The 25,416-nt window shown below is 67.0% G+C and carries 26 protein-coding genes and 2 pseudogenes; 9 read left to right on the top strand and 19 right to left on the bottom strand.

All coding sequences use genetic code 11. The annotated features are described in order from the left end of the window. Positions 1-78: 78 nt before the first annotated feature. Positions 79-1,515, top strand: coding sequence for an IS1182 family transposase (locus LRS10_RS23995; RefSeq protein ID WP_257835611.1), 1,437 nt, complete (start codon positions 79-81; stop codon positions 1,513-1,515). A 1,856-nt stretch (positions 1,516-3,371) separates the two neighbouring features. On the opposite strand, the gene LRS10_RS23990 is transcribed toward LRS10_RS23995, so the two are convergent. The 4 genes and pseudogenes from LRS10_RS23990 to LRS10_RS23975 all read right to left on the bottom strand — a co-directional run. Then, positions 3,372-5,123 (bottom strand): chemotaxis protein CheB, encoded by a 1,752-nt coding sequence (locus LRS10_RS23990; protein WP_257839656.1) that lies wholly within the window; start codon positions 5,121-5,123, stop codon positions 3,372-3,374. Next, on the bottom strand, positions 5,120-5,944 hold the full coding sequence (locus LRS10_RS23985) for a protein-glutamate O-methyltransferase CheR (protein ID WP_257839655.1): 825 nt from the start codon (positions 5,942-5,944) through the stop codon (positions 5,120-5,122). The genes LRS10_RS23990 and LRS10_RS23985 overlap by 4 nt, the downstream gene beginning before the upstream one ends. Positions 5,945-5,954: 10 nt before the next feature. Continuing rightward, complete coding sequence (locus LRS10_RS23980; protein ID WP_257839682.1) at positions 5,955-6,185, bottom strand: response regulator; 231 nt, start codon at positions 6,183-6,185, stop codon at positions 5,955-5,957. Positions 6,186-6,714: 529 nt separating this feature from the next. Beyond that, a pseudogene (locus LRS10_RS23975) lies at positions 6,715-9,381 on the bottom strand (CHASE3 domain-containing protein); the annotation flags it as partial. 876 nt (positions 9,382-10,257) lie between these two features. Between LRS10_RS23975 and LRS10_RS23970 the strand changes: the two are divergent. Next, a complete protein-coding gene (locus LRS10_RS23970; protein ID WP_257839654.1) occupies positions 10,258-10,659 on the top strand; it encodes a Crp/Fnr family transcriptional regulator in 402 nt (133 codons plus the stop codon). Between the two features lie 658 nt (positions 10,660-11,317). Here LRS10_RS23970 and LRS10_RS23965 read toward each other — a convergent pair. The 8 genes and pseudogenes from LRS10_RS23965 to LRS10_RS23935 form a co-directional block, all read right to left on the bottom strand. Then, on the bottom strand, positions 11,318-12,067 hold the full coding sequence (locus LRS10_RS23965; RefSeq protein WP_257839653.1) for a diacylglycerol kinase family protein: 750 nt from the start codon (positions 12,065-12,067) through the stop codon (positions 11,318-11,320). Next, a complete protein-coding gene (locus LRS10_RS23960; protein WP_257839652.1) occupies positions 12,064-12,378 on the bottom strand; it encodes a hypothetical protein in 315 nt (104 codons plus the stop codon). The genes LRS10_RS23965 and LRS10_RS23960 overlap by 4 nt, the downstream gene beginning before the upstream one ends. Then, positions 12,269-12,589, bottom strand: a complete 321-nt coding sequence (locus LRS10_RS25570; RefSeq protein ID WP_374571504.1) for a hemerythrin domain-containing protein — start codon at positions 12,587-12,589, stop codon at positions 12,269-12,271. Before LRS10_RS25570 ends, LRS10_RS23960 begins: the two co-directional genes overlap by 110 nt. Before the next feature lie 594 nt (positions 12,590-13,183). Further along, positions 13,184-13,939 carry a GIY-YIG nuclease family protein gene (locus LRS10_RS23950; protein WP_257839650.1) on the bottom strand — a complete coding sequence of 252 codons (756 nt, stop codon included), beginning with the start codon at positions 13,937-13,939 and terminating at the stop codon, positions 13,184-13,186. Further along, a complete protein-coding gene (locus tag LRS10_RS23945; RefSeq protein WP_257839649.1) occupies positions 13,932-14,792 on the bottom strand; it encodes a hypothetical protein in 861 nt (286 codons plus the stop codon). Before LRS10_RS23945 ends, LRS10_RS23950 begins: the two co-directional genes overlap by 8 nt. Beyond that, on the bottom strand, positions 14,789-15,088 hold the full coding sequence (locus tag LRS10_RS24695) for a DNA cytosine methyltransferase (RefSeq protein WP_308238051.1): 300 nt from the start codon (positions 15,086-15,088) through the stop codon (positions 14,789-14,791). Before LRS10_RS24695 ends, LRS10_RS23945 begins: the two co-directional genes overlap by 4 nt. Before the next feature lie 106 nt (positions 15,089-15,194). Then, positions 15,195-15,923 (bottom strand): annotated as a pseudogene (locus tag LRS10_RS24690) (DNA cytosine methyltransferase); the annotation flags it as partial. 28 nt (positions 15,924-15,951) lie between these two features. Further along, positions 15,952-16,164, bottom strand: a complete 213-nt coding sequence (locus LRS10_RS23935) for a hypothetical protein (RefSeq protein ID WP_257839648.1) — start codon at positions 16,162-16,164, stop codon at positions 15,952-15,954. Between the two features lie 238 nt (positions 16,165-16,402). On the opposite strand from LRS10_RS23935, the gene LRS10_RS23930 reads away from it, so the two are divergent. Further along, a complete protein-coding gene (locus LRS10_RS23930; protein WP_257839647.1) occupies positions 16,403-16,855 on the top strand; it encodes a hypothetical protein in 453 nt (150 codons plus the stop codon). Positions 16,856-16,905: 50 nt separating this feature from the next. Here LRS10_RS23930 and LRS10_RS23925 read toward each other — a convergent pair whose 3' ends face one another. Genes LRS10_RS23925 through LRS10_RS23900 form a run of 6 tightly spaced genes read right to left on the bottom strand, consistent with a single transcriptional unit; the run spans position 16,906 to position 19,857 of the window. Beyond that, the gene (locus tag LRS10_RS23925; RefSeq protein WP_257839646.1) at positions 16,906-17,442 is read right to left on the bottom strand and encodes a hypothetical protein; all 537 of its coding nucleotides are present in this window, start codon (positions 17,440-17,442) and stop codon (positions 16,906-16,908) included. After that, entirely contained in the window at positions 17,396-18,199 is an 804-nt protein-coding gene (locus LRS10_RS23920; RefSeq protein WP_308238050.1) for an E2 ligase fold family C protein, read from the bottom strand. Before LRS10_RS23920 ends, LRS10_RS23925 begins: the two co-directional genes overlap by 47 nt. Beyond that, positions 18,183-18,467: an E2 ligase fold family C protein gene (locus tag LRS10_RS23915; protein ID WP_257839645.1), complete on the bottom strand. Its 285-nt coding sequence runs from the start codon at positions 18,465-18,467 to the stop codon at positions 18,183-18,185. The genes LRS10_RS23920 and LRS10_RS23915 overlap by 17 nt, the downstream gene beginning before the upstream one ends. A gap of 3 nt (positions 18,468-18,470) precedes the next feature. After that, the gene (locus LRS10_RS23910; protein WP_257839644.1) at positions 18,471-18,986 is read right to left on the bottom strand and encodes a Mov34/MPN/PAD-1 family protein; all 516 of its coding nucleotides are present in this window, start codon (positions 18,984-18,986) and stop codon (positions 18,471-18,473) included. Then, on the bottom strand, positions 18,983-19,528 hold the full coding sequence (locus tag LRS10_RS23905; RefSeq protein WP_257839643.1) for a putative metal-binding protein: 546 nt from the start codon (positions 19,526-19,528) through the stop codon (positions 18,983-18,985). The genes LRS10_RS23910 and LRS10_RS23905 overlap by 4 nt, the downstream gene beginning before the upstream one ends. Continuing rightward, positions 19,525-19,857 carry a DUF2604 domain-containing protein gene (locus LRS10_RS23900; RefSeq protein ID WP_257839642.1) on the bottom strand — a complete coding sequence of 111 codons (333 nt, stop codon included), beginning with the start codon at positions 19,855-19,857 and terminating at the stop codon, positions 19,525-19,527. The genes LRS10_RS23905 and LRS10_RS23900 overlap by 4 nt, the downstream gene beginning before the upstream one ends. A gap of 104 nt (positions 19,858-19,961) precedes the next feature. Between LRS10_RS23900 and LRS10_RS23895 the strand changes: the two genes are divergently transcribed. Next, the gene (locus tag LRS10_RS23895; RefSeq protein WP_257839641.1) at positions 19,962-20,879 is read left to right on the top strand and encodes a WYL domain-containing protein; all 918 of its coding nucleotides are present in this window, start codon (positions 19,962-19,964) and stop codon (positions 20,877-20,879) included. A gap of 110 nt (positions 20,880-20,989) precedes the next feature. Here the strand turns inward: LRS10_RS23895 and LRS10_RS23890 are convergent, their stop codons facing one another. Further along, on the bottom strand, positions 20,990-21,604 hold the full coding sequence (locus tag LRS10_RS23890; RefSeq protein ID WP_257839640.1) for a recombinase family protein: 615 nt from the start codon (positions 21,602-21,604) through the stop codon (positions 20,990-20,992). Positions 21,605-21,947: 343 nt separating this feature from the next. On the opposite strand from LRS10_RS23890, the gene LRS10_RS23885 reads away from it, so the two are divergent. Genes LRS10_RS23885 through LRS10_RS23865 form a run of 5 tightly spaced genes read left to right on the top strand, consistent with a single transcriptional unit; the run spans position 21,948 to position 25,415 of the window. Beyond that, the gene (locus LRS10_RS23885; protein ID WP_257839639.1) at positions 21,948-22,283 is read left to right on the top strand and encodes a hypothetical protein; all 336 of its coding nucleotides are present in this window, start codon (positions 21,948-21,950) and stop codon (positions 22,281-22,283) included. Beyond that, positions 22,280-23,893, top strand: coding sequence for a Mu transposase C-terminal domain-containing protein (locus LRS10_RS23880; RefSeq protein WP_257839638.1), 1,614 nt, complete (start codon positions 22,280-22,282; stop codon positions 23,891-23,893). Before LRS10_RS23885 ends, LRS10_RS23880 begins: the two co-directional genes overlap by 4 nt. After that, positions 23,893-24,225 (top strand): TniB family NTP-binding protein, encoded by a 333-nt coding sequence (locus LRS10_RS23875; RefSeq protein ID WP_257839637.1) that lies wholly within the window; start codon positions 23,893-23,895, stop codon positions 24,223-24,225. Before LRS10_RS23880 ends, LRS10_RS23875 begins: the two co-directional genes overlap by 1 nt. A 31-nt stretch (positions 24,226-24,256) precedes the next feature. Continuing rightward, entirely contained in the window at positions 24,257-24,784 is a 528-nt protein-coding gene (locus LRS10_RS23870) for a TniB family NTP-binding protein (RefSeq protein WP_374571491.1), read from the top strand. Beyond that, positions 24,774-25,415, top strand: coding sequence for a TniQ family protein (locus LRS10_RS23865; RefSeq protein ID WP_257839635.1), 642 nt, complete (start codon positions 24,774-24,776; stop codon positions 25,413-25,415). Before LRS10_RS23870 ends, LRS10_RS23865 begins: the two co-directional genes overlap by 11 nt. The last annotated feature ends 1 nt before the right edge of the window (position 25,416 follow it).

The raw sequence follows: 25,416 nt of genomic DNA, 5'->3' as shown, positions 1-25,416 counted from the left end.
CAAAGGTCCGCTTCCGACAGAGGCTGTGTAAAAACGCGAAGCAGGGCAGACTCCTGACACACGGGTCGGGAGGCGCTGATGAGCCGCTTCGTCGAGGGTGAAGATCGCCGTCAGCCGGTGCTGCTTCCCAGCTGTCTGGACGACTACGTCAGCGACGAGAACCCGGCTCGGCTGATCGACGTCTTCGTTGATGAGCTGGATCTCGGCGGCCTGGGTTTCGAGATCGTCCCGGCTGCGACGGGCCGGCCGGCGTATCACCCGGCGATGCTGCTGAAGCTATACATCTATGGCTACCTCAACCGGGTGCAGTCGAGCCGGCGGCTGGAGCGCGAAGCACAGCGCAACGTCGAGCTGATGTGGCTGACGGGGAAGCTCGCGCCGGACCACAAGACCATCGCCAACTTCCGGAAGGACAACGGCGCAGCGATCCAGGCGGCCTGCGCCCACTTCATTGTGCTGTGCCGTCAGATCGGCCTGTTCACTCAGGCGGTGGCTGCGGTGGACGGCAGCAAATTCAAGGCGGTGAACACCCGCGACAAGAACTTCACGCCGGCCAAGCTGAAGAAGCGGATCGAGCAGGTCGCGGAGCACATCGCCGGCTATCTCCAGGAGCTGGACACCGCCGACCGTCTCGAGGGCGAGGCGGTCGAAGCCCGCACCGTGAAGCTCAAGGACAAGATCGCCACGCTGCGGGCGCAGATGCAGGCGCTGAAGGCGATGGAGGCGCAGGTGGAGGCGTCCCCTGACGGCCAGGTATCGCTGACCGATCCGGACGCGCGATCCATGGCCACGAGCGGCCGCGGCAGCGGCATCGTCGGCTACAACGTCCAGAGCGTCGTCGACGCCGAGCACCACCTGATCGTCGCCCATGACGTGATCACCACGGGCAGCGATCGCCAGCAGCTCGCCGAGATGAGCGGCAAGGCCAAGGACGCCATGGGCGTGGAGCGGCTCGAGATGCTGGCCGACCGAGGCTACTTCTCCGGCGAGGAGATCCTGGCCTGCGAGCAGATCGGCGTGACGCCGTACGTGCCCAAGCCGCTCACCTCAGGTGCCAAGGCCGATGGACGCTTCGGCAAGCAGGACTTTGCTTACGTGCCCGAGCAGGACGCCTATCGCTGTCCCGGCGGGAGCCTGCTCCGGCGGCGCATGACGACCGTCGAGAAGGGGCTCACCCTGCATCGCTACTGGGATCGGGCGAGCTGCCAGGCCTGCGCGCTGAAGCCCCAGTGCACGCCCAGCGTCGAGCGCCGGATCACCCGCTGGGAGCATGAAGCCACGATCGAGGCGCTGCAGCGGCGGATGGATCTCGCGCCCTACGCCATGCGGGCCCGCCGGCGGATCGTCGAACACCCCTTCGGGACGATCAAAGCCTGGATGGGCCACACCCACTTCCTAATGAAGCGGCTCCCGAACGTGAAGACGGAGATCAGTCTCCACATCCTCGCCTACAACATGAAGCGGGTGATGCAGATGCTCGGAACGGGGCCGCTGATCGCGGCGATCCGGACCTGAGGGAGCGGCGCGTCTAGCCCGCCTGCCATCAGCGGCTCAGCGCCGGCAGCGAGTTTTTACACGGCCTCGACACGTAGCAGAACCTCGTTCAGGGAGGCAGGGGAGCCCGCTCGCTCCTAATCGGCGCCAGCGTAGGTTTGGACCTTTCAACTGGCTAAGGAATGGCCGCTTGTTGGACAGCCCAGTCCACAGATCGACGTCGGCTTGACGTTGGCAAATCGCGTCGCCCTGACCGGCCGCGGCCGAAGTTGCCGATCTTACATCGACTAGCATCCCAGCTGGGACGAGACACATGACGATTACGAGGGGCCAGTTCTCACTGTGACACCGGCGGATTACCTGCTCGACCAAGTGAGGGTCGGGCGCGGGCTTTGACTGCATGGCGCTATTCATCGTGGCGGTCACCCAGGCCAACGTCCATTGAATCCTGCCGACCCGCCCTGCAGAGGGCCTACGGCACCTGCGAGGCGCGGCCGCCGGACGACCTTCGCCGCCCGATCAGCGTCAGTGCGTTGGACCAATCGTTCGCCTTGCCTTTCGAGACCGCGAAACGCCGCGTCTCAGGGTTGACGCTGCTGGGCATCGTGCGGAGCCAGTCCGACGGGATCCTGACCACTGCGGCCCTGTTCACAACGCCAAGACACCGCGCGCGCGCGGGAGCTGCTTATGGACGTCTACGCGAACTCTACGGGCGGCTCTCCTCCCTCGACGAACTGGCCGATCTGCCGATGTGCACCGTCGAGCGGCACGCCTCCGCTGCGGGAGGTCCTCGGGCAGGGCGTATATCGGTGCAGCCGAATCCGGTCAGGGCGCGCCGAGCAGATTGCCGTCGGCGTCTCGGCTGCCTGCGCGGGTGTCATCCGCGATCTGCGCGAGGTGTCGCCGATGCTCGATCTCCGTCGATGCGAACATCTGCCGAAACTCGCCGGCCTCATCGATCAGAGGAGACCCGGTGACCCGAGGTGTTGAACGAGCTCGGTTTGACGAGCGCGGGGCGCGAGCCTGTGGGCCATCCGGTCTCGAAGGAGGCTGAAGCGCCGCCTCTCGTCCCTGGCGTAGATGCTCACGGCCAGACTGTCCGCAGCGGCGCGAGGCTGACGCGGCGGGCTTCGCGCCGCTCTGGCCGCGTTCCATCGGGCAAGGATCAGACGGGCGGCTTCCTGCCGCTGGCCTGCATCGCCGCGGCCAGGTCGCGCCAGCCGCTCGCGAGTTCGAGGTATCTTTGGCGGTGCAACGGTATCCGGACCTGCAAGGCCAAATGCTCGTACTCGGCGGCCTTCCGAAGGCACGCCTCCAAGTTGGGGCGGGGGTGGTCTGTCGTCATCGCGTTGACGTCCTTATGTCACCTCCAGCCCGAAGAGGGTCGACTCCACGACGATACAGGCTTTTTCGGCGCTCCGTGGTTCTGGCGGAGGGGGCGCCAGGTGAAGCCAAGCTTGGGGCCTCACGCAGACGCGTGAACCTTAGCCGCCTGCCGCCCTTGCGGGACGGCGATCGGTCCGGCAAAATCTGGCCGATGCAAAGGGCTCGCCCTGGCCCGCGAGGGTTTGGCATCATCGCCAAGGCGATCAGCCGCATTGGCTTCCGGGTTGGTGGGCCGAGCGAAGGACCGCTCGGCCCGTTCCGGAACCCGCCGCCGGTGCAAGCTCATGGAGCTGCGTGCGATACGCGCCATGACCGAAGAGCGTTAACAATCTCCAGGTGAGCCGAAGCGAAGCGCGGCGCGAGGGTTTGACGTCGGACAGCCCTGTCCGCCGTCCGCCGTCAGCCTGCCCTACGAGAGGGCGCATGGCGACATGGCGTCGCGCACCCCGAAAGCGGGCGGTCCTGGCTGGACGCGGTCTGCGGAGCCGCCGTCAGGCTTCGACGTCGGCCGCCGCCCGCTCTTCGATCGGGGCGACGAGCACGGGCAGGCGCACGGCGAAGGTGCTGCCTTGACCGGGCGCGCTGTGCTTCAGCCGGACCGTGCCGCCGTGGAGTTCCACGAGCTCCTTGACGAGGGCGAGGCCAATGCCGAGGCCTTCCTGCGCGCGTTCCGTGGGGCTCTTCACCTGGGCGAAGAGTTCGAAGATCTCCGCCTGCATGGCCTCAGGGATGCCGATGCCGTTGTCGGAGATCTCGATCTCGGCGACGCCATCGGCGACCCGGACGCCCAGAGCGAGGCGTCCGCCGGCGGGCGTGTACTTGGCCGCGTTGTTGAGCAGGTTGCTGACGACCTGGGCGAGCCGGGTTCTGTCGCCATGCACCGAGGTGGGCGTATCGAGCGTCTCGATGGCGAGCGTATGGCCTGCGGCATCGATCTGCGGACGGCTCGCCTCCACGGCGAAGTCGAGGATGGTCTGCAGCGACACCGGCTCGCGCTTCAGCGCGAGCTTGCCCTGGTCGATCCGTGAGATGTCCAGGAGGTCGTCGACGAGGCGCGTGAGGTGCGCCACCTGCCGCTCCATCTGGGCCTGGATCTCGGCGGCCGCTTCCGGGTCTTTGCGGCGCTTCAGGAAGTGCAGGCCGGCGGTCAACGCCATGATGGGGTTGCGGAGCTCGTGGCCGAGCACGGCCAGGAATTCGTTCTTGTGACGGTTGACCGTCCTCAGTCGCTCGGCGGAGGCCTCCAGGGCGTCGCGCTGGGCGATGATCTGGCGCCGCTGCCGATAGAGGTCGAAGAAGACGTTGGCCTTGCTGCGCAGCACGTCGGCCTCGATCGGCTTCTGGATGAAGTCGACCGCTCCGGCCTCATAGCCGCGAAAGCGGCGCTGGCCATCGGCGCTGCCGGCTGTCACGAAGATGATCGGGATGTGCCGCGAACGCTCGGCGCCGCGCATGAGTTCGGCCAGCTGGAAACCGTCCATGCCCGGCATCTGCACGTCCAGCAGCGCCAGGGCGACGTCCTGGACGAGCAGCATCTCCAGCGCCGCCTCGCCGGACCGGGCCTTCAGGCAGGACAGCCCCTCTTGCTGCAGCAGCGCCTCGAGGGCCAGCAGGTTCTCGTCGAGGTCGTCGACGAGCAGGATGTTGATCGGCTCGTCTGCGGCGGTCATGGTGTTCTCAGGTTCAACAGATAGGCGGCGATGCCCGTGAGGCCCATGACTGCGGCTTCCGGCGCAGCCTGGCGTGCGGCCTGCGGCATCGTGGGGCGCCGCCGCCGTTGCGGGATCCTCCAGGATCGCCGTCCCGCCGGCGTCGACGACGGCGCGGAGGCCGTGGGCGCCATCTTCGTTGGCCCCTGTGAGCACGATGGCGGCGAGCCCGGGACCGAGCGCGTCGGCGGCGCTTTCGAACAGCACGTCGATGGAGGGGCGGGAGTGGCGCACGAGCTCGTCCGACGACAGGGAGAGCGAACCATCCGCCTCCACAAGAAGGTGATAGTCCGAAGGCGCGAAATACACCACGCCTGGACGCGCCGGCTCCTTGTCCTCGGCCTCCTTGACCTCAAGGCGGCAACGGTCGGCGAGCAGGGGCACAAGCGCATTCTCCCGGTCGGGCGGCACATGCACCACGACGAGGACGGGGGCGGGGAAGGTGGGCGGCAGGGCGGGAAGGATCTGCAGCAGGGCTTGCACCGCCCCCGCCGATCCGCCGATCGCTACCGCCCGGTGGCAGGGGGAATTCATGGCTCGCGCTTCCGGTAAATTTTCTCCTCCCCGACGAACGCGGCGAAGGCTTCGGCATGAGTGGAGAAGCGGAGGCTTTCCTTGGCCCCCAGGCCCAGGAAGCCCTGCCGCGCCAGGGAGTCCCGGAAGAGGCCCAGCACCCGGTCCTGCAGCGGACGGTCGAAGTAGATGAGGACGTTTCGGCAGGAAATCAGGTGCATCTCAGCAAAGACGGCGTCGGTCGCCAGGCTGTGGTCCGAGAAGACGACTTGGCTGCGGAGCGTCTTGTCGAAGATCGCGCGGCCGTAGTCGGCGACATAGTAGTCCGAAAGGGAGGTCTTCGCGCCCGACTTCTGATGATTCTCGGTGAACTTGCGCATCTGGTCGAGCGGGTAGACGCCGGCCTCGGCCGCGCGGAGCGCCTCGGGGTTGATGTCGGTGGCGTAGAACAGCGTCCGATCGTGCAGGCCTTCCTCATGGAAGAGGACCGCCAGCGAATAGAGCTCCTCACCGTGGCTGCAGCCCGCCACCCAGACCTTCAGCGAGGGATAGGTGCGCAGGTGGGGCAGGACCTTCTCGCGCAGGGCGCGGAAGTAGGACGGGTCACGGAACATCTCGCTCACCTGGACGGTGAGATAGCCGAGCAGCCGCCCGAGGGTGGCCGGATCGTGCAGCAGGCTGGCCTGCAGGGCCGAGACGCTCGCGAAGCCCAGGTTCTGGCGGGCCTGGGTGATCCGGCGCTTGATCGAGGCGCGGGCGTAGTTCCGGAAGTCGTAGTGATAGCGGCCGTAGAGCGCCTCCAGCAGCAGCTGGATCTCCAGGTCCTCGACGCTGTCGGTCATCGGCGGCAGCTCATCGCGGCATCCACACCCGGACCAGCGAGAGGAGCTTGTCCACGTCTATGGGCTTGGCTATGTAGTCGTTCGCGCCCGCGGCAAGGCAGCGCGCTTGGTCGTCCGGCATCGCCTTGGCGGTGAGCATCACGATGGGCAAATCGCGCCAGCGGGGATCGCCGCGGATCTCCTGGGTGGCCGCGAGCCCGTCCTTCACCGGCATCATCACGTCCATCAGCACAAGGTCCACGGCGCGGGCGGGATTGGCGTCGGCCTCCCGCAGCGCCTCGATCGCCTCCCTGCCCGTTCCGCGCGATCTGGACCACTGCGCCGCGCGGTTCGAGGATGCCTGTGAGGGAGAAGACGTTCCGTACGTCGTCCTCGACGATCAGGATCCGCCGGCCTTCCAGCACCGCATCCCGGCTGCGCGCCTTGCGGATCATCTTCTGCTGCTCGGGCGGCAGCTCGGCGACGACCTGGTGGAGGAAGAGCGACACCTCGTCGAGCAGGCGTTCCGGGGACTTCGCGCCCTTGATGATGATCGAGTTGGAATAGCGGCGCAGCCGCTGTTCCTCATCGGGGGAAAGGTCGTGGCCGGTGTAGACGATGACGGGCGGGAAGGCGTGCTCCCCCTCGCTGAGGGTTTCCAGGAGCGAGTAGCCGGACGCGTCCGGCAGCGTGAGATCGAGCACCATGCAGTCGAAGGTCTCGCCCTTCAGCTGCGCCAGGCAGTCGGCGGCCGTGCCGACGCCCACCGTCTCCACGTCGCTCGACGACAGCAGGGCGCGCACCGCCTCGCGCTGCACGGGGTCGTCCTCCACGACGAGCACGCGCCGCACCCCGCGGGTCAGTTTCGATTCCAAGCCCCGCAGCACGTCGGCGAGCTGCTCGCGGCGGACCGGCTTCACCAGATAGCCGACCGCGCCCAGGGCGAGCGCCGTCTGGGTGTGATCGGCGGCCGAGACGACGTGGATGGGGATGTGCCGGGTTTGGTCGTCCTGCTTGAGGCGATCGAGGACGGTGAGGCCCGACTGGTCCGGCAGCCCGACGTCGAGCACGATGGCGTTCGGCGGGTGCTGTCGCGCTAGGTTCAAGGCCTGTTGCGCGGTGTTCGCGACGATGCACTGGAACCCCAGCTCCCGTGACAGGTCCCGGACGATGGCGGCGAAGGCGGGATCGTCCTCGATCACCAGCAGCAGGCGCCGGGCCGTCGTCAAGGCGTCGCGGTCGTCCTCGAGGTCCGCCGTGACGGGCGTGCGGCGCTGAGGCGGGGCGGGCGCAGGGTCCGGGGCGCCCGCCGGCGCCAACTCAGGCGCAGGGACCGCGATCCCGGCGGCGTCGTGCACGAGCGGGAGGGTCAAGGTGAAGGTGCTGCCGACCCCGGGTTCGCTCTCGAGCCGGATCTCGCCGCCGAGCAGGCGGGTCAGTTCCCGGGAGATGGAGAGACCGAGGCCGGTACCGCCGTACCGGCGGCTGATCGTGCCGTCGGCCTGTCGGAAGGCTTCGAAGATGCTCGCCTGCTGTTCCGGCGAGATGCCGATGCCGGTGTCCGTCACGGCGAACGCCACGCGGTCTGCGCCGGACGCGGCGACCGCAAGCTTCACCCGGCCCGCCTCGGTGAACTTGAAGGCGTTGGAGAGCAGGTTCTTGAGGATCTGCTCCAAGCGCTGGCGGTCGGTCTCCAAGGTCGGCGCAACGCCTTCGCCGATCTCGATTTCGAACCCGAGGCCCTGCGCCTCGGCCACCGGCGCGAACACCTGCTTCAGGTCAGCGGCCAGCCGGCGCAGCGGGACGCTTTCCGGCTGGATACGCAAGTGGCCGGCCTCGATCTTCGACAGGTCCAGGATGTCGTTGATCAGCAGCAGGAGGTCGTTGCCCGACGACTCGATCGTCCGGGCGTATTCCACCTGGGTGTCCGACAGGTTTCCCTCCGGGTTGTCCGCCAGCAATTTTGACAGAATGAGCAGCGAGTTGAGGGGCGTGCGAAGCTCGTGGCTCATGTTGGCCAGGAAGTCGGACTTGTAGCGGCTCGCCTGCTCGAGCTCGCCGGCCTTCTGGCGCAGGTCGGCCGCCACCCGCTCCAACTGCCCGCGCTGCGTTTCCAGGGTCTGGGCCTGCTCTTCGAGTTGGCTGTTGGTCTGTTCGAGTTCGACCTGCTGCTGTTCCAGACGGACCTGGGACTCCTTCAGCGCACGACCCTGTTCCTCGAGCTCTTCGTTGGAGACGCGGAGCTCTTCGCTCTGCACCTGCAGCTCCTCGGCCTGTCGCTGCGTCTCCTCGAGCGCGTTCTGGAGCTCGTTGCGGTACTTGGCCGAGCGCAGCGCCACCCCCATGGCGGCGGCGGATTGGTCGAGGAGCTGCCGGGTCAGCGGGTCCACCTCGCGCAGGAAACCCAGTTCCATCACACCGTTGACCACGCCATCGGCCAGGGTCGGCAGGATGATCAGGTGGCGCGGCTTGTCCTGTCCGAAGGCCGAGCCCAGCGTGAGGTAGCCATCGGGAATGTCCGCCAGCACGATGGCGCGCGGGTCTGCGGCGACCTGGCCCAGAAGGCCTTCCTTGGGTTTGAAGGCGAGGGGCACGTCGGCGTCGGCGGGCACGCCCAGCGTCGCGGTCCGCACGAAGCCGCCGGCGTCGCCCTTGAACAGCGCGCCGGCCTGGAAGCCGAGGTAGCGGCTCAGGAACGCGAGGATGGCGTCGGAAAGTTCCTCGACCGACTTGTCGCCCATCATCGCATCCGTCAGTCCCACCTGGCCCGACTGCAGCCACTCCTGGCGCGCCCGGGCCTGGACGTTGCGCCGGACGAGCAGGGCGACGGCCACCGCGAGCCCCGCGCCGACGAGGGCGGAGACGATCCCGCTGATAACCGCGGCGGTCGAAGCGGCCCCCATCTCCGCCAGCCGCAGTTGACGCAGCCGGCTCTCTTCAGCGCGCATGACCTGCACGCGGCTGCGGATTGCATCCATCTCGGCCTTGCCCCGGTCCGAGGCCACGATGGCGAGCGCCTCCGAGGGGCCGCCTGTCCGGCGCGCGTCGATGGCCCTGCGCAGTTCGTGCAGCTTTGCGTTCACATGCAGGCGCAGTTGCGCAGCGTTTGTCTGCTGCACCGGGTTGTCACGCGTCAGACCGGCAAGCGCGTCCACGCGTTTCCCGACCTCCGAGGTGGCGCGCTGGTAAGGCGCCAGGTACGGCTCCTCGCCGGTGAGCAGATAGCCCCGCTGCCCCGTCTCCGCGTCCAGCAGCGTCGACAGGATGGCGTCGAGCGCCACGATCACGTCGTGGGTCTGGGTGATCTTCGCGTTGTTCGCGCGCAGCGTCTGGATGTTGGCGTAGGCCAGAGCGCCGCTGACGACGAAGAAGATGAGGGCGGCCGCAAGGCCCAGCCCGGTCCAGATGTCAGCGGCCGAGCGATGAGCTTGCGCCGGGCGGGAGCGAGGCTGCGGCATGAGGATCCTGTGGAGCGGGAGGAGGCGATCTGCCTAGCGGCTGTGCCGCCCTGCGATCAAGCGCCGACCAGCGGATCGGCTTGGCGCACGCGCCGCAACCCCTCACTGGGAACCGGATGGCTGGACCGAGGCGTCAGCGCCTTGAACCGGTCCGGCGCAGCGCGTGAAGCGCTCGTCATCGAGGGCCTTGCCGAGGCGACTGTTGGGCTCTCGCGATCTGATGGAGGTCTTCACGCCTTCACGGGCCAGCTGTGCGCGTGGGGGGACGAGGATCAGCACTCGGAGCTGGAACTTGTCGTCTCGGATATCGCCATGGCCATCGCGAGTCGGAAAATGGCCCATCGAAGTTGGTCGAGCTCCGATGGGCCAGCTTCCGACGCTGCGGCCCAGACGCCCGCAGTGGCAATTCCACCGCCGGGACTGGAGCCGGTTCCCTCCGCTGGGCGAGGCACATGACGACCAACAACGGCCAGATCGCACTGGCGGCCTCGGCGGGCTGCCTGCTCGACCAGGTGAGGGTCGGCCGGGGGCTCTTCGACCGCTTAACCTTTGTGGCGGACGACGGAGATCCGCTTCAGCTACACAGGCGCGGAGCCAGGAGCGCGCCGGTGAAGATCGAGAACGCACCGGAGCGCGCTTTTTTCGCCTGCGCCCGACGTTCACTATCAGGTCGGGGAGGTCATCGGGGCATCCGATGCAGCTGGCGATCGCCTCTGGCGGCTCACGTTCGGATGGGCGGCGCAGGCGATCACCTTATCCGATGGACGTCGGCAGGTCCTGCGCCTCTACGCCCCGGGCGATCTTTGCGGCGCGCTGCACGTTGACGATGGCGGGGCGGGGGAGCTGTTGGCCGTTACACGGGTGTGCGCGTCGCCCTTGGGCGACGCCACCGATCTCGACGGCAGCACCGGCCTTGACGCCGGTCTGGCCGCCCTCCTGCGCCAGTCGGCCCGGGAGGATCGCCGGTGGGCCAGCCATCAGATCCTGCGGTTGGGCCGCCTCACCGCCCTCGAGCGCGTGGGCCATCTGCTGCTCGACCTGCATGAGAGGGCGGGGCGGGGCGGCCTGACGGCCGGGGCCACAATCTTACTGCCCTTGACCCAGGCCATGCTGTCCGACGTCCTCGGCCTCAGCATCCCCCATACCGAACGCGTCCTGCAGCAGTTGCGGCGCGACGGACTGATCGCCCTGCGGCTCGGCTACGTGACCCTGCTTGACCCTGAACGCTTGGCCGCCACGTCCCATTTTACGTCTGCCCATTTCACGTTTGCGCGGTGACGTCCTCCCGCGCGTCGGGCAAGACGGGGACGCGCGGCCTCGGGCAGTGCGGGCGCGCCGCAGAGGGACCCCGCGCCATCGCGGGAACGGCGCGGGGTCGGAGCCTCGGCTGGCTCTCGCCGCACGCCGTAGGCTCGCCTCGGACGCTAGGCGATCCGGAGGCTTCGGACATCGGCGTAAAACTACGCGGCGCTCAGCTCCGAGGCGTTCGCGATGCCGATCCAGCGCGGCGTATTGGGCCCCTGGCCATCGCACGATCGCAACCGGCGCCCAGGGGGATGGCGATCGCGCGGCGGATGACCGCTACGATGGCGACCCCAGAGATCGGCATCCACAAGGCTGGAGAGCCCTGGCAGGCCCTGAATGGGCAGCCGGCGTCCCACCAGGCGCGCAGCCCCTAGCTTTACACCCCATTTATTCACCGCTTCCGCCGCCCGAGCATCAGGACGTCTTACGCTCGGAGGGTCGCTTGTGAGTAGAGCGTCAGGCTACAGGCCTTGCAGCACCTGGACGGTCAGGAACGACGGCGGCGATGGAGCGGGCCGCGAACTCGACTTTCACGCTCAAGCCAAACGAGAAGGTCTCGCCATCTAGGATCGCCGGGATCGGTTCGTCCGAGTGAAGTTCAACGGAGCGCCCTCGGCTGCACCGCACGGCCTCATCCTCGCGCCAGCTCCGCAGGATCCCTGGTCAGCGCCATCCGCACCGCATCCAGAGGGCCGCCGGGGTCGATGGCCGCCACCTCGAACACCTCTTCCTCGTCGGGGAGCGCCGCCGAATTCAGCGGACACAGGAGCGACACCGCCTCGACGGCCCCGTGATTGCGCCCGTCGACTTCGTAACGGACCTTTTCCGAGAACGCATGCGACAGGGCTTCCACGCTGCGGCGAGCGGCCTCGGAGATGTCTCCCTCGCGAACGGCCTCGCGCGCCTCCGCCCACAAGGATGGCGCGCCGAGGATCGCCGCGATGAAGAAGCGGTCGTCTCCAACCTTGCCGCCATGGACGGGCCGCAAACGTGGTGCGGCCAGCGTTGCGCGCAGAGCCTCTTGCCAGCTGGCGTCGCCATAGAGGGCGCGGGGCAGCATGTTCATGGTGCCGCCGGGCAATGGGATCAGGAGCGCCTGGCGATTGGCGCACGCTTCGGCCGCTGCGCGGATTGTCCCATCCCCTCCGAGGACAACGAGCAGGTCGACCTCGCCGCTGTGGACAGCCGCCAGTGCGGCCTGGATTTCCTCGCCGCCGCCGCACCAGGTGTGCGAGGCCTGCAATCCCGCCTGGGAGAGAATTTCCTCCAGTTCCTGACGTGACTCGGCCCGGCAGCTACCGCTGGCGGTGTTCAGAAGGAGGCCGATTGTGCGGGACCGCAGGTCCGGGCCCTCTGCGTCCTCTCCGCCAGGTTCGCTCACGCCGTGGGCCCGAGGCTCGTGTTGTCGAGGGTGGGCGTCTCAGGCGTGGGAAGTCCGGTGGCTTTGTACTCGGCCATCAGTTCGGTCTTACGGGAGGCCATGGCCTCGCCGAGCGCGTCCATATCCAGGCCGGCCGCGCGGGCCTGCGCGAACATCCCCTCCGAACGCTTCTCCTCTTCCTCGACGTGGTGCTCGATCATCTCAGAGAGCACCTTCACCTTGGCGTCGTAGAATTCGTCGTCCGGACCGCCGGCTTCGATTTCGGCGATGAGCACCTTGGCGCTGTCGTGCTCGACATAGGCCTCCCCCAAGCAGGTCCTCTTCAATCTTGCCCTTGCAGGCGGGATAGAAGATGTCCTCTTCAATCTTGGTGTGGACGGTCAGCTCGAGGCAGATCTGCTCAGCGAGCTTGCGCTTCTTGCCATCGCCCTTGGCGCCTTCAAACTCGGCGAACAGTTCCTCCACCTTGCGGTGATCCGCCTTCAGAAGCGCGATCGCATCGGGTTTGTCTGATTTGGCCATCTTGCCCTCCAACCAGTCTGCGAAGGAACGGGCGCTTGGCCGCGGCGTTCCCGGTGCGACCGCGGGACCTGGCGGCGCGCCGGACCCTGCGGCGGCTGCGTTGGATCGCACGCGATGCAAAGGGTCTGCCCTGGCTCGCAGGAGTTGGCATCGTCGCCAACGCGGACTTCAGTTGCATTCGCCTCCGGATTTGGCTGGGCCGGGCGAAGGAACCGCTCGGCTCGTTCCGACGTGAAGACGGGAGGCGGCTCCGTGGCGGCGCAGGCTTCGAGATCCGTATTCCTCGGCTGGAAGTACTGGGCCGGCCTTCTCGTGGCCTGCTGCGGCTGCTGGCATCGATCGCCCACCAGGTCTTCGGCGGACGCGAGGTGTCAGCGGAGCGGGGCGACTCTGCGATCAGGGGTCAATTGGGGGCTCACCGCCACCAACCTCGTTACTCTGGAGCGGGGCAAGTACCTCATCAAGGAACTGGACTGCGAGATCACCGCTCACGCTGCGTCTAAGTGACGTTCGCCTGATGGCTTCAGCGGCAGATTGGCTCCGGTGTTCAATCCCGGGAGAAGAATGTTAGCACCGCGGCTTAGCGGCCGTCGCTCATTCTTCATCCTCCGGCTCGGCCTCTGTTGGTACGGAGGCAGCCCCACCCGTCGCCTCATACCGGCGGCCAGCCAGCCATTGGAGGCGCTTCGCTTGGGTGAGGAGTACGCGCCGCAGTCCGCCCTTGACCTGGCGCTCGGAGATCACCTGCGCCAGGCGCGAGATGATCAGGGCGCGCCGCGCAATGCGGAAGTCGGGATGAGCCCGCAGCTCATGGACGCGAGGCGAGACAATGCGGTCCCGGAAAGATGGCGGCGCCTCAACCTGCAAGGCTCCGGGCGGCGGGTCCTTCTCGTTCAGGATGGCCTTGAAGCGAGAGTTCGCGATCGCCTGAGCGGTGATCAGCCGCTCTAAGCCGTCCAGGTGGGCCTTAGCCGGCTGGGCCGACACCTTGTCCTTGGCGCTAACCGTCTGAAACTGTGGCAGGGGCCAGACCTCGATCTCGAACACCTCGAACGGGTCCAGCACTGACATGGCGACCGCGTCAGTCCGCTGATTTGTCAGGTGGCGACGGATGCGGGTGCGTAGCTGCTCGTTCGTCTGGCCGACATAGATCGGCTCGCCGTCGTAGTCGAAGAAGGCGTAGACGCCCCATCGATAGTTGCCGACCGGCGGACGAGCGCCCGAAGGATCGCCTTCGAAGGGCGAGTCCAAGAAGCGTTGAAGGTTGCTGCGCAGATCGTCCGTCTCGAACGGCGGGCGGCGGACGTGATCCGGATTGCTTCCGAACAGGCTGGGCTCAGAGCTAGACACGCCGGTTGGCCGTCCACTCCGAAGCGTGCTGGACTATGCCGGCGCGCCGGATCGTGGTCCGCCGCAACAGATCCTCTCCGCTCTCTCGAACGTCGAAGTCGACGTAGTGAACCTCGTCGGCAAGGCCCCGGAAGGCTCGGTGGAAGGCGCTGAGCAACTCGACGCTGTCCAGGCCCTGGGCGGCCGCGTGCGGAACTCGCGGGGAAGGAATTTGCGCGGGCAGGACGTAGACGCAGGGCGGTGGCGTGCGGAATGGGCCGACGATCGTCATGCGACCCGTCATGTCAGTTCGTTGGAGCTTGGGGCAGGGGCGGCCGAAGGTGCCGCAGATCATGTCCCAGATCACCACGCCGTCCACCCGCTGATTGCGGCTGAGCATCTCGGCGCTTAGGCGTGTGTGGATGCCGGACCAGGCGTTGCGCCGCGGATCGGCGCCGGTGTTGGTGCACAGGCTCCAGGTGACGAACTCGTCGGCCTCGGGCGGCCTCTCGAAGATGTTGGTGTTGGCGCCATCAAGGCAGCCCTTCTGGTCGATCACCGCCGTCCGGCCGCTGTTAAGCCGCACGTAGTAGTCGTTCCGTGCGCCGCGCTTGGCCTTGTCCCAGCCTTGGATGAACCCGCCGTCCTCCAGATGATTGAGGACGTGCTGGATGAACTCGCGCTTGCCGCGGAGCGTGGCGGAGAACTCACCGCGTAGCTTCTCGATCGCGCCGCGGAAGATCGGCGAGTCGTAGAAGCTCGCCTCATCGAGACCGTGCTCGCCGAGCAGATGGGCCTGGGTCTTCAGCGCGTCTGCGAAACGGTCGATTTCGGCGCGAAGCCGCACATCCTGTTCGCAGGGGATGACGCTCACGCGGCAGCCGCCTCGTCGTCAGCCTCGGCGCAGGTCGCCTCCTGGCCGATGCCCAGCAGCGGCTCGAAGATGTGATGCGCCAAGTGGCGGACGACGTCCACCGCCACGCCATCGCCGGTTAGGTGATAGGCCTCGTTGTAGTTCTTTGGCAGCCGGTACTCGTCCGGCAGCCCCATCAGGCGAGCTGTCTCGCGCGCGGAAATCAGGCGGCTGCGAACGTTCTCGCCGTCGACGACGATAATGACCTGGCGGCTCGACCCCCCCGGCAGGCGTACGCAGGCAGCCGGCGACGTCATCGAAGCGGACCTCGGCGCGCTGGACCTTGTCCCCATTCTCGTCGTGGCGCGTGCGCTTGTAGACGCCGCCGACCATCTTGCGGCCCGCGCGCTTGGCGGCCGTGACCTTGTCGTGGTTCACCGACGACATCATCGCCAGGAGCTGCCGGGTCTCGGCGGCGGTATGCCAAGCGACGCTGGTGGGATTCTCTTCGATCAGGTCGGCGAACGTGTTGTTGCGCCGGGGCGGAGGCGGCACGTTCCACCAGATCATGTTCTTAAGCGCCGGCTTCCCAACACGCTCGAAGGCGCGACGCAGGCCCGCGGTGTGGAAGGGCTCGACCGGGCCACTGGAGATCAGGGCAGGATCGATCTCGACGTCCCTGTGCACGCCGACGACAAACAGGCGCGGGCGCGACTGCGGCACGAAAAGTGCGGCGTTGATCACCAAGGCGCCGTACCGATAGCCCGCGTCGGCGAAGGTCTTGCAGATGGCTTCGAAGTCCTTGCCGCCGTGGGAGGTGAGGGTCCCGCAAACATTCTCGAGCGCGATGATCTTAGGCGCGCGGTCTTCGGCGATCAGGGCCTTCACCACCTTCCAAAACGGGTAGAAGGTCCCCGAGCGTTCGCCCTTCAGGCCGGCGCCGCCGCCGGCGAGCGACAGGTCCTGGCATGGGAACGAGCCCCACACGAGGTCCGCCGTGCCCGGCAACTCGGAGGCTTTCAGCTTGCCGACATCCCCGATCTTCAGTTCGCCGCCGGTGCCCCAGTTGTCCTGATAGGTGAGGCCCTTCTTGTAGTCGAAGTCGTTCGCGAACAAACACGTCCAACCATCGCCCAGCCCGGCGCGGGCCATGCCTCCGCCGGCGAAGAACTCATAGAAGCTAGGCATTGCGGCGCTGGCCTTCTGCTTGCGCTCCGGCGCTCGCGTCCCGCGCGAGCTTCTCTTCGATCGCCTCGGCGATCCAAGTGTTTCGAGACACCGAGCCGGGCCGTGCCGCGCGACATTCATCTACAGCGGCGAACGTTGCGGCTGACAAGCGCAGGTTGATGCGGTCCAGTGGCCGAACGTTGCTGGTTTTCGAATCGAAGCTCATGACGCCAGAGTGGCGCCATATCGGCGCCCGGTCGAGGGTTGCGGTTTTGTTCCATATCCGGGGTTCATAGTCAAGCTGGGACTACGATGAGAGCCGGTCGCACCTACCATGCGCCTGACGATCAAGAGCTCGACCTCGATGCGCTCGCCACCATTAGCGAGACCGAGGCCGATCAGGGGAGGAGATTGGGCTGCAGGGCAACCAGCAGTACCGCGACCTCCGCGGCGTCTCCTGGGGCGTGGTCGCTGATGCCGTGCAGCGCGAGCGCGCGCTTTTCGATCGGTTCGCCAAGGCCGACGACCTTGATGAAGAGGCTGAAGCTTACGCGGAGGAACTCGAGGACGCCGAGCTCCCGGAGGACGACCTTTGGGGCCTCGATGTGGGCGTCATTTCCGCAGTGCTGGCGCTATCAGCGCTGGGCGCGCTTCCGGTGAGCAGCTGCAACGCCGGAGGCTTCGGTGGGCGGCACGCGGAGGCCTTTCCTCTTGTGGTGCTCTACTTGCCGCGCGAGTTGGCGCACGCCGTTCTGAACCTGGCTAGGAAAGCAGGGGCGGGCGTTGACATGATCGAGGGGGGATTGGTGCGGCTCTTTGGGCGCACAGACTACGATCTCCATCGCTTTGCGGAATTCGCGCTGCGAGAACATTCGCCAGATCCGGCTCGCCAGTTCGGACGAGACCGGAGCCGCTAGCCGGCATGTCGCCGGCCGGCTTGGCGCGGACGAAACACACGAGCCAGATTTCAGGCCTCATCCGGCTTGGTGGCGCCATAGCGACGTTCGTAGGCCGCGCGGAAATCCGCGTCTTGGCAGAGGCAGCGCGCAGGAGCTGCCGCGTCGGCCTTGCGGATCCTTACGCCGAGCCGCCGGCCGAGCGGCCGGGTAAGATCCAGCGTCGTCTTCGTCGGCAGCGCGACCTGCCGAAGGCCGCCAGACTCCACCACGAAGTCTGCGGCCAGCAGCACGCCCGCCATGGCGGACTGGAACGCGAGGGGGGCTTCGACGGGTGGCCGAGCAGTCGGACGCAGGACCTGCCCGCCACAGACGGCCTTGGCGTAGAACTGGTTCAGCGGCTCCTGGGCGAACGGCAGGAGCACCTCCGGGGCGACACCGAGCCGCTCGGCGGCCTGCCGCACGAACGGCTCACCCACTGGCTGCCCATTCACAAGCCGCTCGCGGATATCGAGCAGGATGGGTTGCTCGAGAGGAAGCGCGAGCGCCGTCGCGATCTCTTCATCCCGGTTCGGGGCGGCCTGGGTCGGCATGTAGAGGCAGGCCAAGCAGGCGTCCTCGCCAAGGAAGTCGTGGCGCGAGACGCCCAGATCGCCCGCCTGGGTCCAGGCGTTCAGAACCCCGTCGGGGAAGGGCAGCCTGCACCGCGATGCGATCCGCCGCCGAGTCGAGGCCGACCACCACGCGGTCGAAGGAGGGATGGCCACGCCCGACCACATAGTCGTCCCAGCGCGTCAGGAACGTCAGTGGTTCGAGTCGGCTGGCGCCTGCCAGCAAGGCGGTTCGCGCGACTTCCACTTTCACGCGGCCGACATCCGCCTGTGTGCTGAGCACGTAGCGCTGGAGATTGGTCAGTTCCACCGCCTCGTGGTCGACCAAATGCACGGCGCCAACCGGGCCGGGGTCACGCGCCAGCGCCCAGATCACACCGTTGCCGATAGCGCCGAGGCCGACAATCGGGGCGCCTCCGAGATCCAGGCCCGTCGTCGCCGGACCCTGGGTGGCCGTAGCGCCGGTCGAGAAGTCGAATGTCGACAGCACCGCATCGCTGTCGAGTCGAGGATTGGGAAGGGCGTCGGCGAAGAGTGCCCGGAAGACGTTTGCAGCGGCCAGACACGCCGCCGCTCCCGCACCATAGGGCAGGTCCGTTTCGCCGATCCCTTGCGGACCGTTCTCGGACGCCTTGGCCAGCCACCCATCTGATCCCGCATAAATGACTGGATTGCGCCGGCGCACAGCCGTGTCGCCGAAGACCAGGGTGACGGCGGAGCGCCCCGTCTTGGGCAGATCAATGCTCGGGTTGATCGCCCTGGCCAGCCCGGCCAGAACAGTGCCGTGCGCCGCGGCCGCCGAGTCCTAACGGGGTGAGCCGCAAGGTGGGATACAGGCGCGCCAGCAGCCGAGCTGCCATGTCCAGCGCTGCCCGGCCTTCAGCGCGGGTTGTCGCCGACGCATCGAAGGCTAGCTCCACGGCCAGTCCTGCGAGCCGGGTGCGGATCTCTTGCGGGTTGAAACCCTGCAGCGCCTGAGCGGCGCTCAAGAGCGTGCGATCGAAGAAGTTCGCGATCGCCACGGCTCAGGCCGCGATCTGAAGCGTGCGGGAAAGCTCGGGGTAGCCGAGAGCGCGCCAGTGAGGTTGGTCGGAGAAGTGCCACCAGGGGCGCGGTGAAAGGCGGTAGGCGGCGCAGTCGTCGAGCCTGAAGGGCCGGACAGCGAAGTCGGGCACCACGATGGACAGCGAGCCCAAGGCCGTCGCGATGGCGTAGCGGTCGTCCGTGTCGCTGTGGAAGGCTTCGGTCGGGTGACTGTGGATTTGGGCGATCAGCCGCATCCGGTTGCGGTGCAACCACATGTTGATGCGGTGGAGTTCGGCGCCGGGCACTGAGACAGCCAACCCGTGTTCTGTTCGGTGGCCCTGCTGCTGCGGAACGATCGCCGCGCGGATGTGGAAAACATTGTCTTCGAGCGCGCCCGCCCAGAGGGCCATGCCCTCCAACCCCATCACGCCGGCGGAGCGCAGGTGAGCTTGGGTCTCCTCGATGACGCTGCGCGGCGCTACGACGCGCTCAACTATGGTCAGGCTAACGGTCAAAGCGGCGCATATCCCTGCTGGAGGCCGACCCGCATCTGCACCTGCAGAACAGCGGGCTCTGACCCGTAGGTGGAAATCTTGTCGACCAGGAACAGCAATCCCCCTTCGCCGCGGCCGCGGTGCAGCAGCCAGCTGTCGCCCGTGTGAGCGGGGTGCTCGTGGTACTCGCGTACGCCTGGCAGGCACAGGAACGCCGGCTTGCCCGGATGCCCCTGCAGCATGGCCGCCACGGTGCCGTCCGGGAGCGCTCGATGGAACTGCAGGCCGACCTCCTCGTGGGTGAGCGGCTTGCCGGTATGGAAGTCCACGAAGGTCACCGACGGCGGCCACAAGTCATAGTTGGTGAAATCGAACCTGGCGCAGACAGCCACCGTGGCCGGACGGACATTAGGAACGAAGAAGGCGATCTGCACGATCGGGAATTCCGCCGACATGAGCCACCAGCCGCGTTGGCGGTGCATGGCCTCAAGTCGGCGGAACTGCTCAAGCTCGCGCTCGAACTTGGCCCGAGAGACGGCTGGATCGACGACCTGGTCGTTCACCCAGCGACCCCGGCCTTCAGCGTCAGGGACAGAATAGCGCCGTCCTGCAGGCTGTAGGACCTGACAGTGCGGTTGAGGTCCAGGACTTCGCCGCTTTCCGTGCGCAAATCCCAGTCGGTCACCGGGCGACCCTTGTGCTCGGTCTTCTTGAGAGCCGTCTCGACCACCTCGCTCAGTTCATCGTCGAGCTTCGCCTTCACCTCGACCTCATCGCCGCTGACGATGATCAGCAGGTCCACCTTCTTGTCCTGGCCGCCGCCATGGCCGCTGCCGGGACCGCCCTTGTCGCTGTCCGGCTTCTCCTTCGCCGTTGTTTCGTTCGTGCTCACGTAAGAGTCTCCTGAAAAGCACCCAGCCCTTATGGGTTTATAAACTATATGGGTTGTCTAACTGAATGGGTCAAGAGACTATACGTGCGACAGAAAGGCCTCACATGGATGCGGATCACAGCCGGCTGAGCTGGAGCGTCCAGCGCCGCCTGAGATTCATCGAGCTTCGCCTGTACTGGGAGGGGCGGATTAATCGCGCAGCCCTCATGGAGTTCTTTGGGATCAGCCAGCCGCAAGCCTCCCAGGACATTGCGCGCTACAACGAGGTCGCACCGGGCAATCTGGCGTACGACAAGGTGGCGAAGACCTATGTCGCGGGCGCTGACTTCAAGCCCGCGTTCGGCGACATCTCGGCGGATGCCTACCTCGCGCAGCTTCGCTCCATCGAGACGGGCGGCCTTGCTGCGGGCGAGTCCTGGATTGGCCGAGCGCCGGCGTTCGCGGGGCCGCCGCGCCTTCGTAGGCACTACGACCCGGATCTTCTGCGTCAGCTGATCAGATGCATCCACGGCCGCCTGCAGCTCGCCACGTCTTATCTGTCGTTCTCGGACGAGGCGCCCAGCGTGCGCACGATCGCACCACACGCGCTCGGCTTCGATGGGCAGCGCTGGCACGTCCGGGCATTCTGCCTTCGAACATCCAGCTTCCGCGACTTCGTTATTGGGCGTCTCTCGCAGGTCGACGAGCCGGTCCGTACCAGCGTCTCTCCGGAATGGGACCTGGAGTGGACGGAGCAGGTGACCCTCAAGCTTGGCGTCAACCCGGAACTTTCGGCGCCGATGCGCCAAGCGATCGAACGTGACTACCTGATGCGGCAGGGAAGGCTGAACGTCACCACCTCGATCTGCTCCTCGTACTATCTCGAAAGCCAGCTCAATCTCGACATCCAGACGTCCGACCTTCCGCCAAAGCGGTTGCAGTTGGTGTTGCTGAACCGTCCCGAGGTTCTGGCCCGTCGCGCTGAGGTGCAAGAAGCGGCGGCCGCGCTCATCGCGCAGGCAAGCCAGAATCTGGTGAACTGACCCGCTAGGGGGGGCTGCTGACTCGGCCACGTTACGTTCGCCCGACGTTCATGGCGACGAATGGGGTGAACCGCGTTCGACGAGCCCCGCGGCAGGCGCATCGTGTGAGGTCAGTTGCGGCTCAGCGCCTGATGGCCATCCTTGCGCAGTTCGCCGTTCGGTCCGACGTGACGATAGAGCGTTTGGCGGCTGACGCCGAGTTCGCGGCAAAGCGCCGCGACGCTTGTCTCGGGCTTGCCCATGGCGGCCTGCGCGAGCCGGACCTTGGCGGCGGTCATCTTCGACTTGCGGCCGCCTGAGCGCCCGCGCGCCCGCGCGGCCGCGATGCCGGCCCGCGTCCGCTCGGAGATCAGCTCCCGCTCGAACTCCGCCAAGGCCGCGAAGATCGCGAACACCAGCTTGCCGGGCGCCGTGGTGGTGTCGATGGCGGCGCCGTGGCCGGTGAGCACCCGTAGGCCCACATCCTTCGCCGCGAGGTCCTGCACGGTGTTGATCAGGTGGCGCAGGTTGCGCCCGAGCCTGTCGAGCTTCCAGATCACCAGGGTGTCGCCGGGGCGCAGGGCCTTGAGGCAGGCGTGCAGTCCGGGTCGGTCGTCGGCCCGACCGGAGGCCAGGTCGTCATAGATGGCGCGGTCGTCAACGCCGGCGAGCCGCAGGGCGTCCTGCTGGAGATTGAGCGTCTGCGAGCCGTCCGACTTCGAGACCCGCATGTAGCCGACCAGCATCCGCGTTCTCCAGGTGTCTCACAAACGATCGTCTTCGTGACACGTGACAGTTGGCCATAGCGGCGACGCCAGGCTGTCACTATAGAACGTATCGAAATCAGTGTCGCATCAGGTTGTGTTCGGTGCGGATAGTGACAGCCGCCACCGCCCGCGAGCTGTCAAAAGACAAGAATCCATTATCTCACAACAAAGTGATACTGGCGGTCCTGTATAAGTATTTGTTCTATCTAGAAACTGCTGTTAATTGGGCAGGCGGTTGGCGACTTGCTTGCTGGCAGTTCGCCAGTTGCGAAGTTGACGGTTCGGAGTCCAGCTCATCGGCAGTCCACAGAAGGGCAAGCCGATGACCACGCATTTCCCAAACATCGAAGCCGACATTTCCCGCGCCGAAGATCCTCCGATCGGGCAGATCGAGGACCTGTCTCCCGAACTCTTCGAAGCCGTCTCGCAACTGCTCGACGAGGTCGTCGCGCAGCCGCCGTACAGCGGAGGGGCCGCGCCTGATGCGGACGCCGAAGACGAGCTGCCGATCCGCATCGACGTCGAGCCGATGGATTACACCGCAGATGCCAGCCGGCGGGGCTGGCTGATCACCGCCATTGATGAGCGCACCCGCCAGATCGTCGGCTTCTCCCTGTTCTTCCCCGAGGAGCAGGCGCAAGGCGAGGGCGCGCCATGACCGCAGGCGACGAAGCCCGTGTGGCGCCCATCGACACGATCTCGCAGCAGCGCTTCGACGAACTCGCCGGGCGAGCCCAGGCCATCCAGGACCTGGTGACGATGCCGGACCGCAGATCGGTCGACATCGACTTCGCCGCCGAAGTGGCAGGCGTCCACCGCGCGACCATCTACCGCGATCTGCGGCGGGTCAGCGGAGCAGGGGAGGTCACCGTGCGGGCGCTGGCCCAGCACAAGCGCGGCTTCCCGAAAGGACGCTCGCGTCTGCACCCGCGCGTCGAGACGATCATCCTGCAGCGCCTGCTGCACTACTATCTCACCCCGGCGAAGCCCTCGATGCTCGACACCGTCGGCAAGATCGCCGCCGACTGCGAAGCCGAAGGCCTTGCGCCACCCGCCCGGGCAGCGGTGATCCGCCGCCTGCACAAGCTCAAGCGCGCCAAGGTCGAAGCCCGTCGCTACGGGCGCAAGGCGGCGGAAGCTGCGACGCCCCGCCATGGCCGCTTCCTGGTGACCGAGCCTTGGGCGGTGTTCGAGATCGACCACACCTTGGCTGACGTGATCATTGTCGACAGCCAGCATCGCAAGCCCATCGGGCGCGCCTGGCTGACGCTGGTCTTCGACGTCGCCACTCGAATGATCGTTGGCTACTACGTCTCGCTCGAGCCGCCTTCGTTGCTGCGCGCGGCGATCGCCATCTCCTTCGCTGTGGCCGACAAGGGTCCCTGGCTCAGCGCCCGCGGCTACGGCTACCCCTGGCCGGCACGCGGCCTTCCGCGGCTGGTCCACAGCGACCGGGCGGCGGAGTTCCGCGCCGACGTCTTCGTACGCGGCCTGAAGAACCAGGGCGTCGAGACTTTCCTGAGGCCCGCCGGCCGCCCGCATTGGGGCGGCCACATCGAGCGGATGATCGGGACCATGATGGGCGCCTGCCGCATGCTGCCCGGCGCAACCCACTCAAGCCCGAGCGCCCGCGGCGACTACGACAGCGTAGGTTCGGCGAGGCTCACCCTGGCCGAGCTCGACGACTGGTTCGCCAAGCAGATCCTCGGCGTCTACCACAACACGGTCCACTCCGCGCTCGGCAAGACGCCGCTGCAGGCCTGGGAGGAGGCGACGGCCGGCAAGACGCCGCGCATGCCCGATGACCCGGAGGCCTTCCGGCTCGACATGCTGCCGTCCTCTGTTCGTCAGATCACCCGCCACGGCATCCGCTTGTTCGGGCAGGACTATGCCTGTGAGGAGCTGAAGCTCGCCTACGCTGAGCGCAAAGGGAAGGTGGAGGTCAAGTTCGACCCCCGCGACCTGTCCAAGGTCTGGGTGCGACTGGAGCATGGCCGCTACGTCATCGCCCCTTACCGGTTCGCACACGAACCAGGGCGCGCGCCCACCTTGGCGCTCTACCGTGCGATGGCGCGCGCGACGCGTGGGGAACGCGGGCCCGCGCAGGGCCTTCTGGCCCGGCGCGCCATGGCGGAGATCGAAGCCGAGCTCGCCGCCAGCGCCAAGACCTCGCAGCGCGCCCGGCGCATGCAGGAGCGGCTCGCCGACGCGCGCAAGGCCACACAGCCGCCCGCCGAGACCAACGACAGCTGGGGAGGAGCGTTCTGATGGCCCAGATCGACACTTGCGGGGCTTTCGACCACCTAGACCCCAGCATCCGCCACCTCGCCACGGCTGATGATGCAGACCGTCTGCGGGCGATCGAATCGGATGCCTGGCTGCCGTATCCGCCCGGCGAGGCGGTCGTGGACCGGCTTCTGGAGCTGGTGCGGATGCCCAAACGGGTCCGCATGCCCTCCCTTCTGGTCTACGCGCCGCCCAACAGCGGCAAAACCCGGATCATCCGCCGTTTCCTCGACCTCTATCTGGAGGAGGAGGCGCGGCAGGAGATCGAGCCGGGCTCGGTTGTGGCCATCCAGGCGCCCGCCGACCGTCGATGAAAAGCGGCTCTACCTGGAGATCCTACGCGGCATGCAGGCGCCGATGCCGGACGTCACCGTCCCGCGCCTGCGCGCCATGGTGGTCCGCCACATGGAGGCCCGCACCGTACGTCTGCTGATCATCGACGAGATGCAGCACATCCTCGATCAACGGCCGGCCGCCCAGCAGGTCGTGCTGAACACCCTGAAGTACCTGTCGAACGAGCTGTCAATCGCGGTCGCGGGCTTTGGCAGCGGCGAGGCGAGGGCGCTGATCAAGGCCGACGAGCACCTCGCACAACGCTTCGAGATCGTCGGCCTGCCTCGGTGGGCAAAGAAGGAGCGGTGGGTCGTCGAGCTCGTCCGAGAGCGCGTGGCGCACCTGCCGCTCCGCAAGCCAACCAAGGTCGACAAGGCCCTAATGAACACCCTCCATGTGCTCGCCGGCAACATGGGCGCGATGTTCGCGCTCCTGGAGAAGGCCGCGAAGGAGGCCATCCGGACAGGAACCGAATGCATCATGATCGGCCTGCTCGAACAGATCGTGGCTCAGCGCGAGCAGGTGGAACATGGGCTTTGAGGCTCCCATTGCGCCGACCCTGGCCCTTCCGCTTGTAGAGCCCGTGCCCGGCGAGGTGCTGTCGTCCTGGCTGGTGCGGATCGCGCATCGACAGCTGCTCTCCCTGCACGAGGTCGGCTGGGAGATAGGGGTGTCGATCCACGAGCCTGATCGCAACCCGGATCGGGTCGTGCTCGCCCATGTCGCGGCGCGCACGGGCCGCAGCATCGCCGACCTAGAGGGGATGGTGCACCCAGCGTTCCTCAGATCGGCCGCGCCGGCAGGGATGCCGGTCCCGCTCCCTTGGACTGTCTGTCGGTCCTGCCTGGAAGAAGACGCGGCGATGGAGCGCCCGCCCCACGTGCGGGTGAACTGGACACACCCTTTGGCGACCTGCTGTCCGACGCATCGGGAGCCCCTCGTGCCCCACGGCCAAGCCGGCGTGGATCTAGTCGGCGACCCGACGAATGAGGGCTGGACCCACGCTTCCGAACCCCTGGACCTGAACATCGCCCGCATGCAGCCGGAGGAGCTGCGTCTCGGCGAAGCGGCCGCCGCGCTGATCGGGTCGCGCTCGCCCGCTGCGCAGGACCTCCTCCGCGTCTGGACCCTCGAAGTGCTCGACGTGGTCGACGCCCTTGCACCCAGATGAA

Origin of the sequence: Phenylobacterium sp. J426 (genome assembly GCF_024699945.1) — a bacterium.
Classification (GTDB): Bacteria; Pseudomonadota; Alphaproteobacteria; order Caulobacterales; family Caulobacteraceae; genus Phenylobacterium.
Note: the sequence above shows the minus strand (reverse complement) of the source record. Positions and strands in the feature narration are given on the sequence as shown.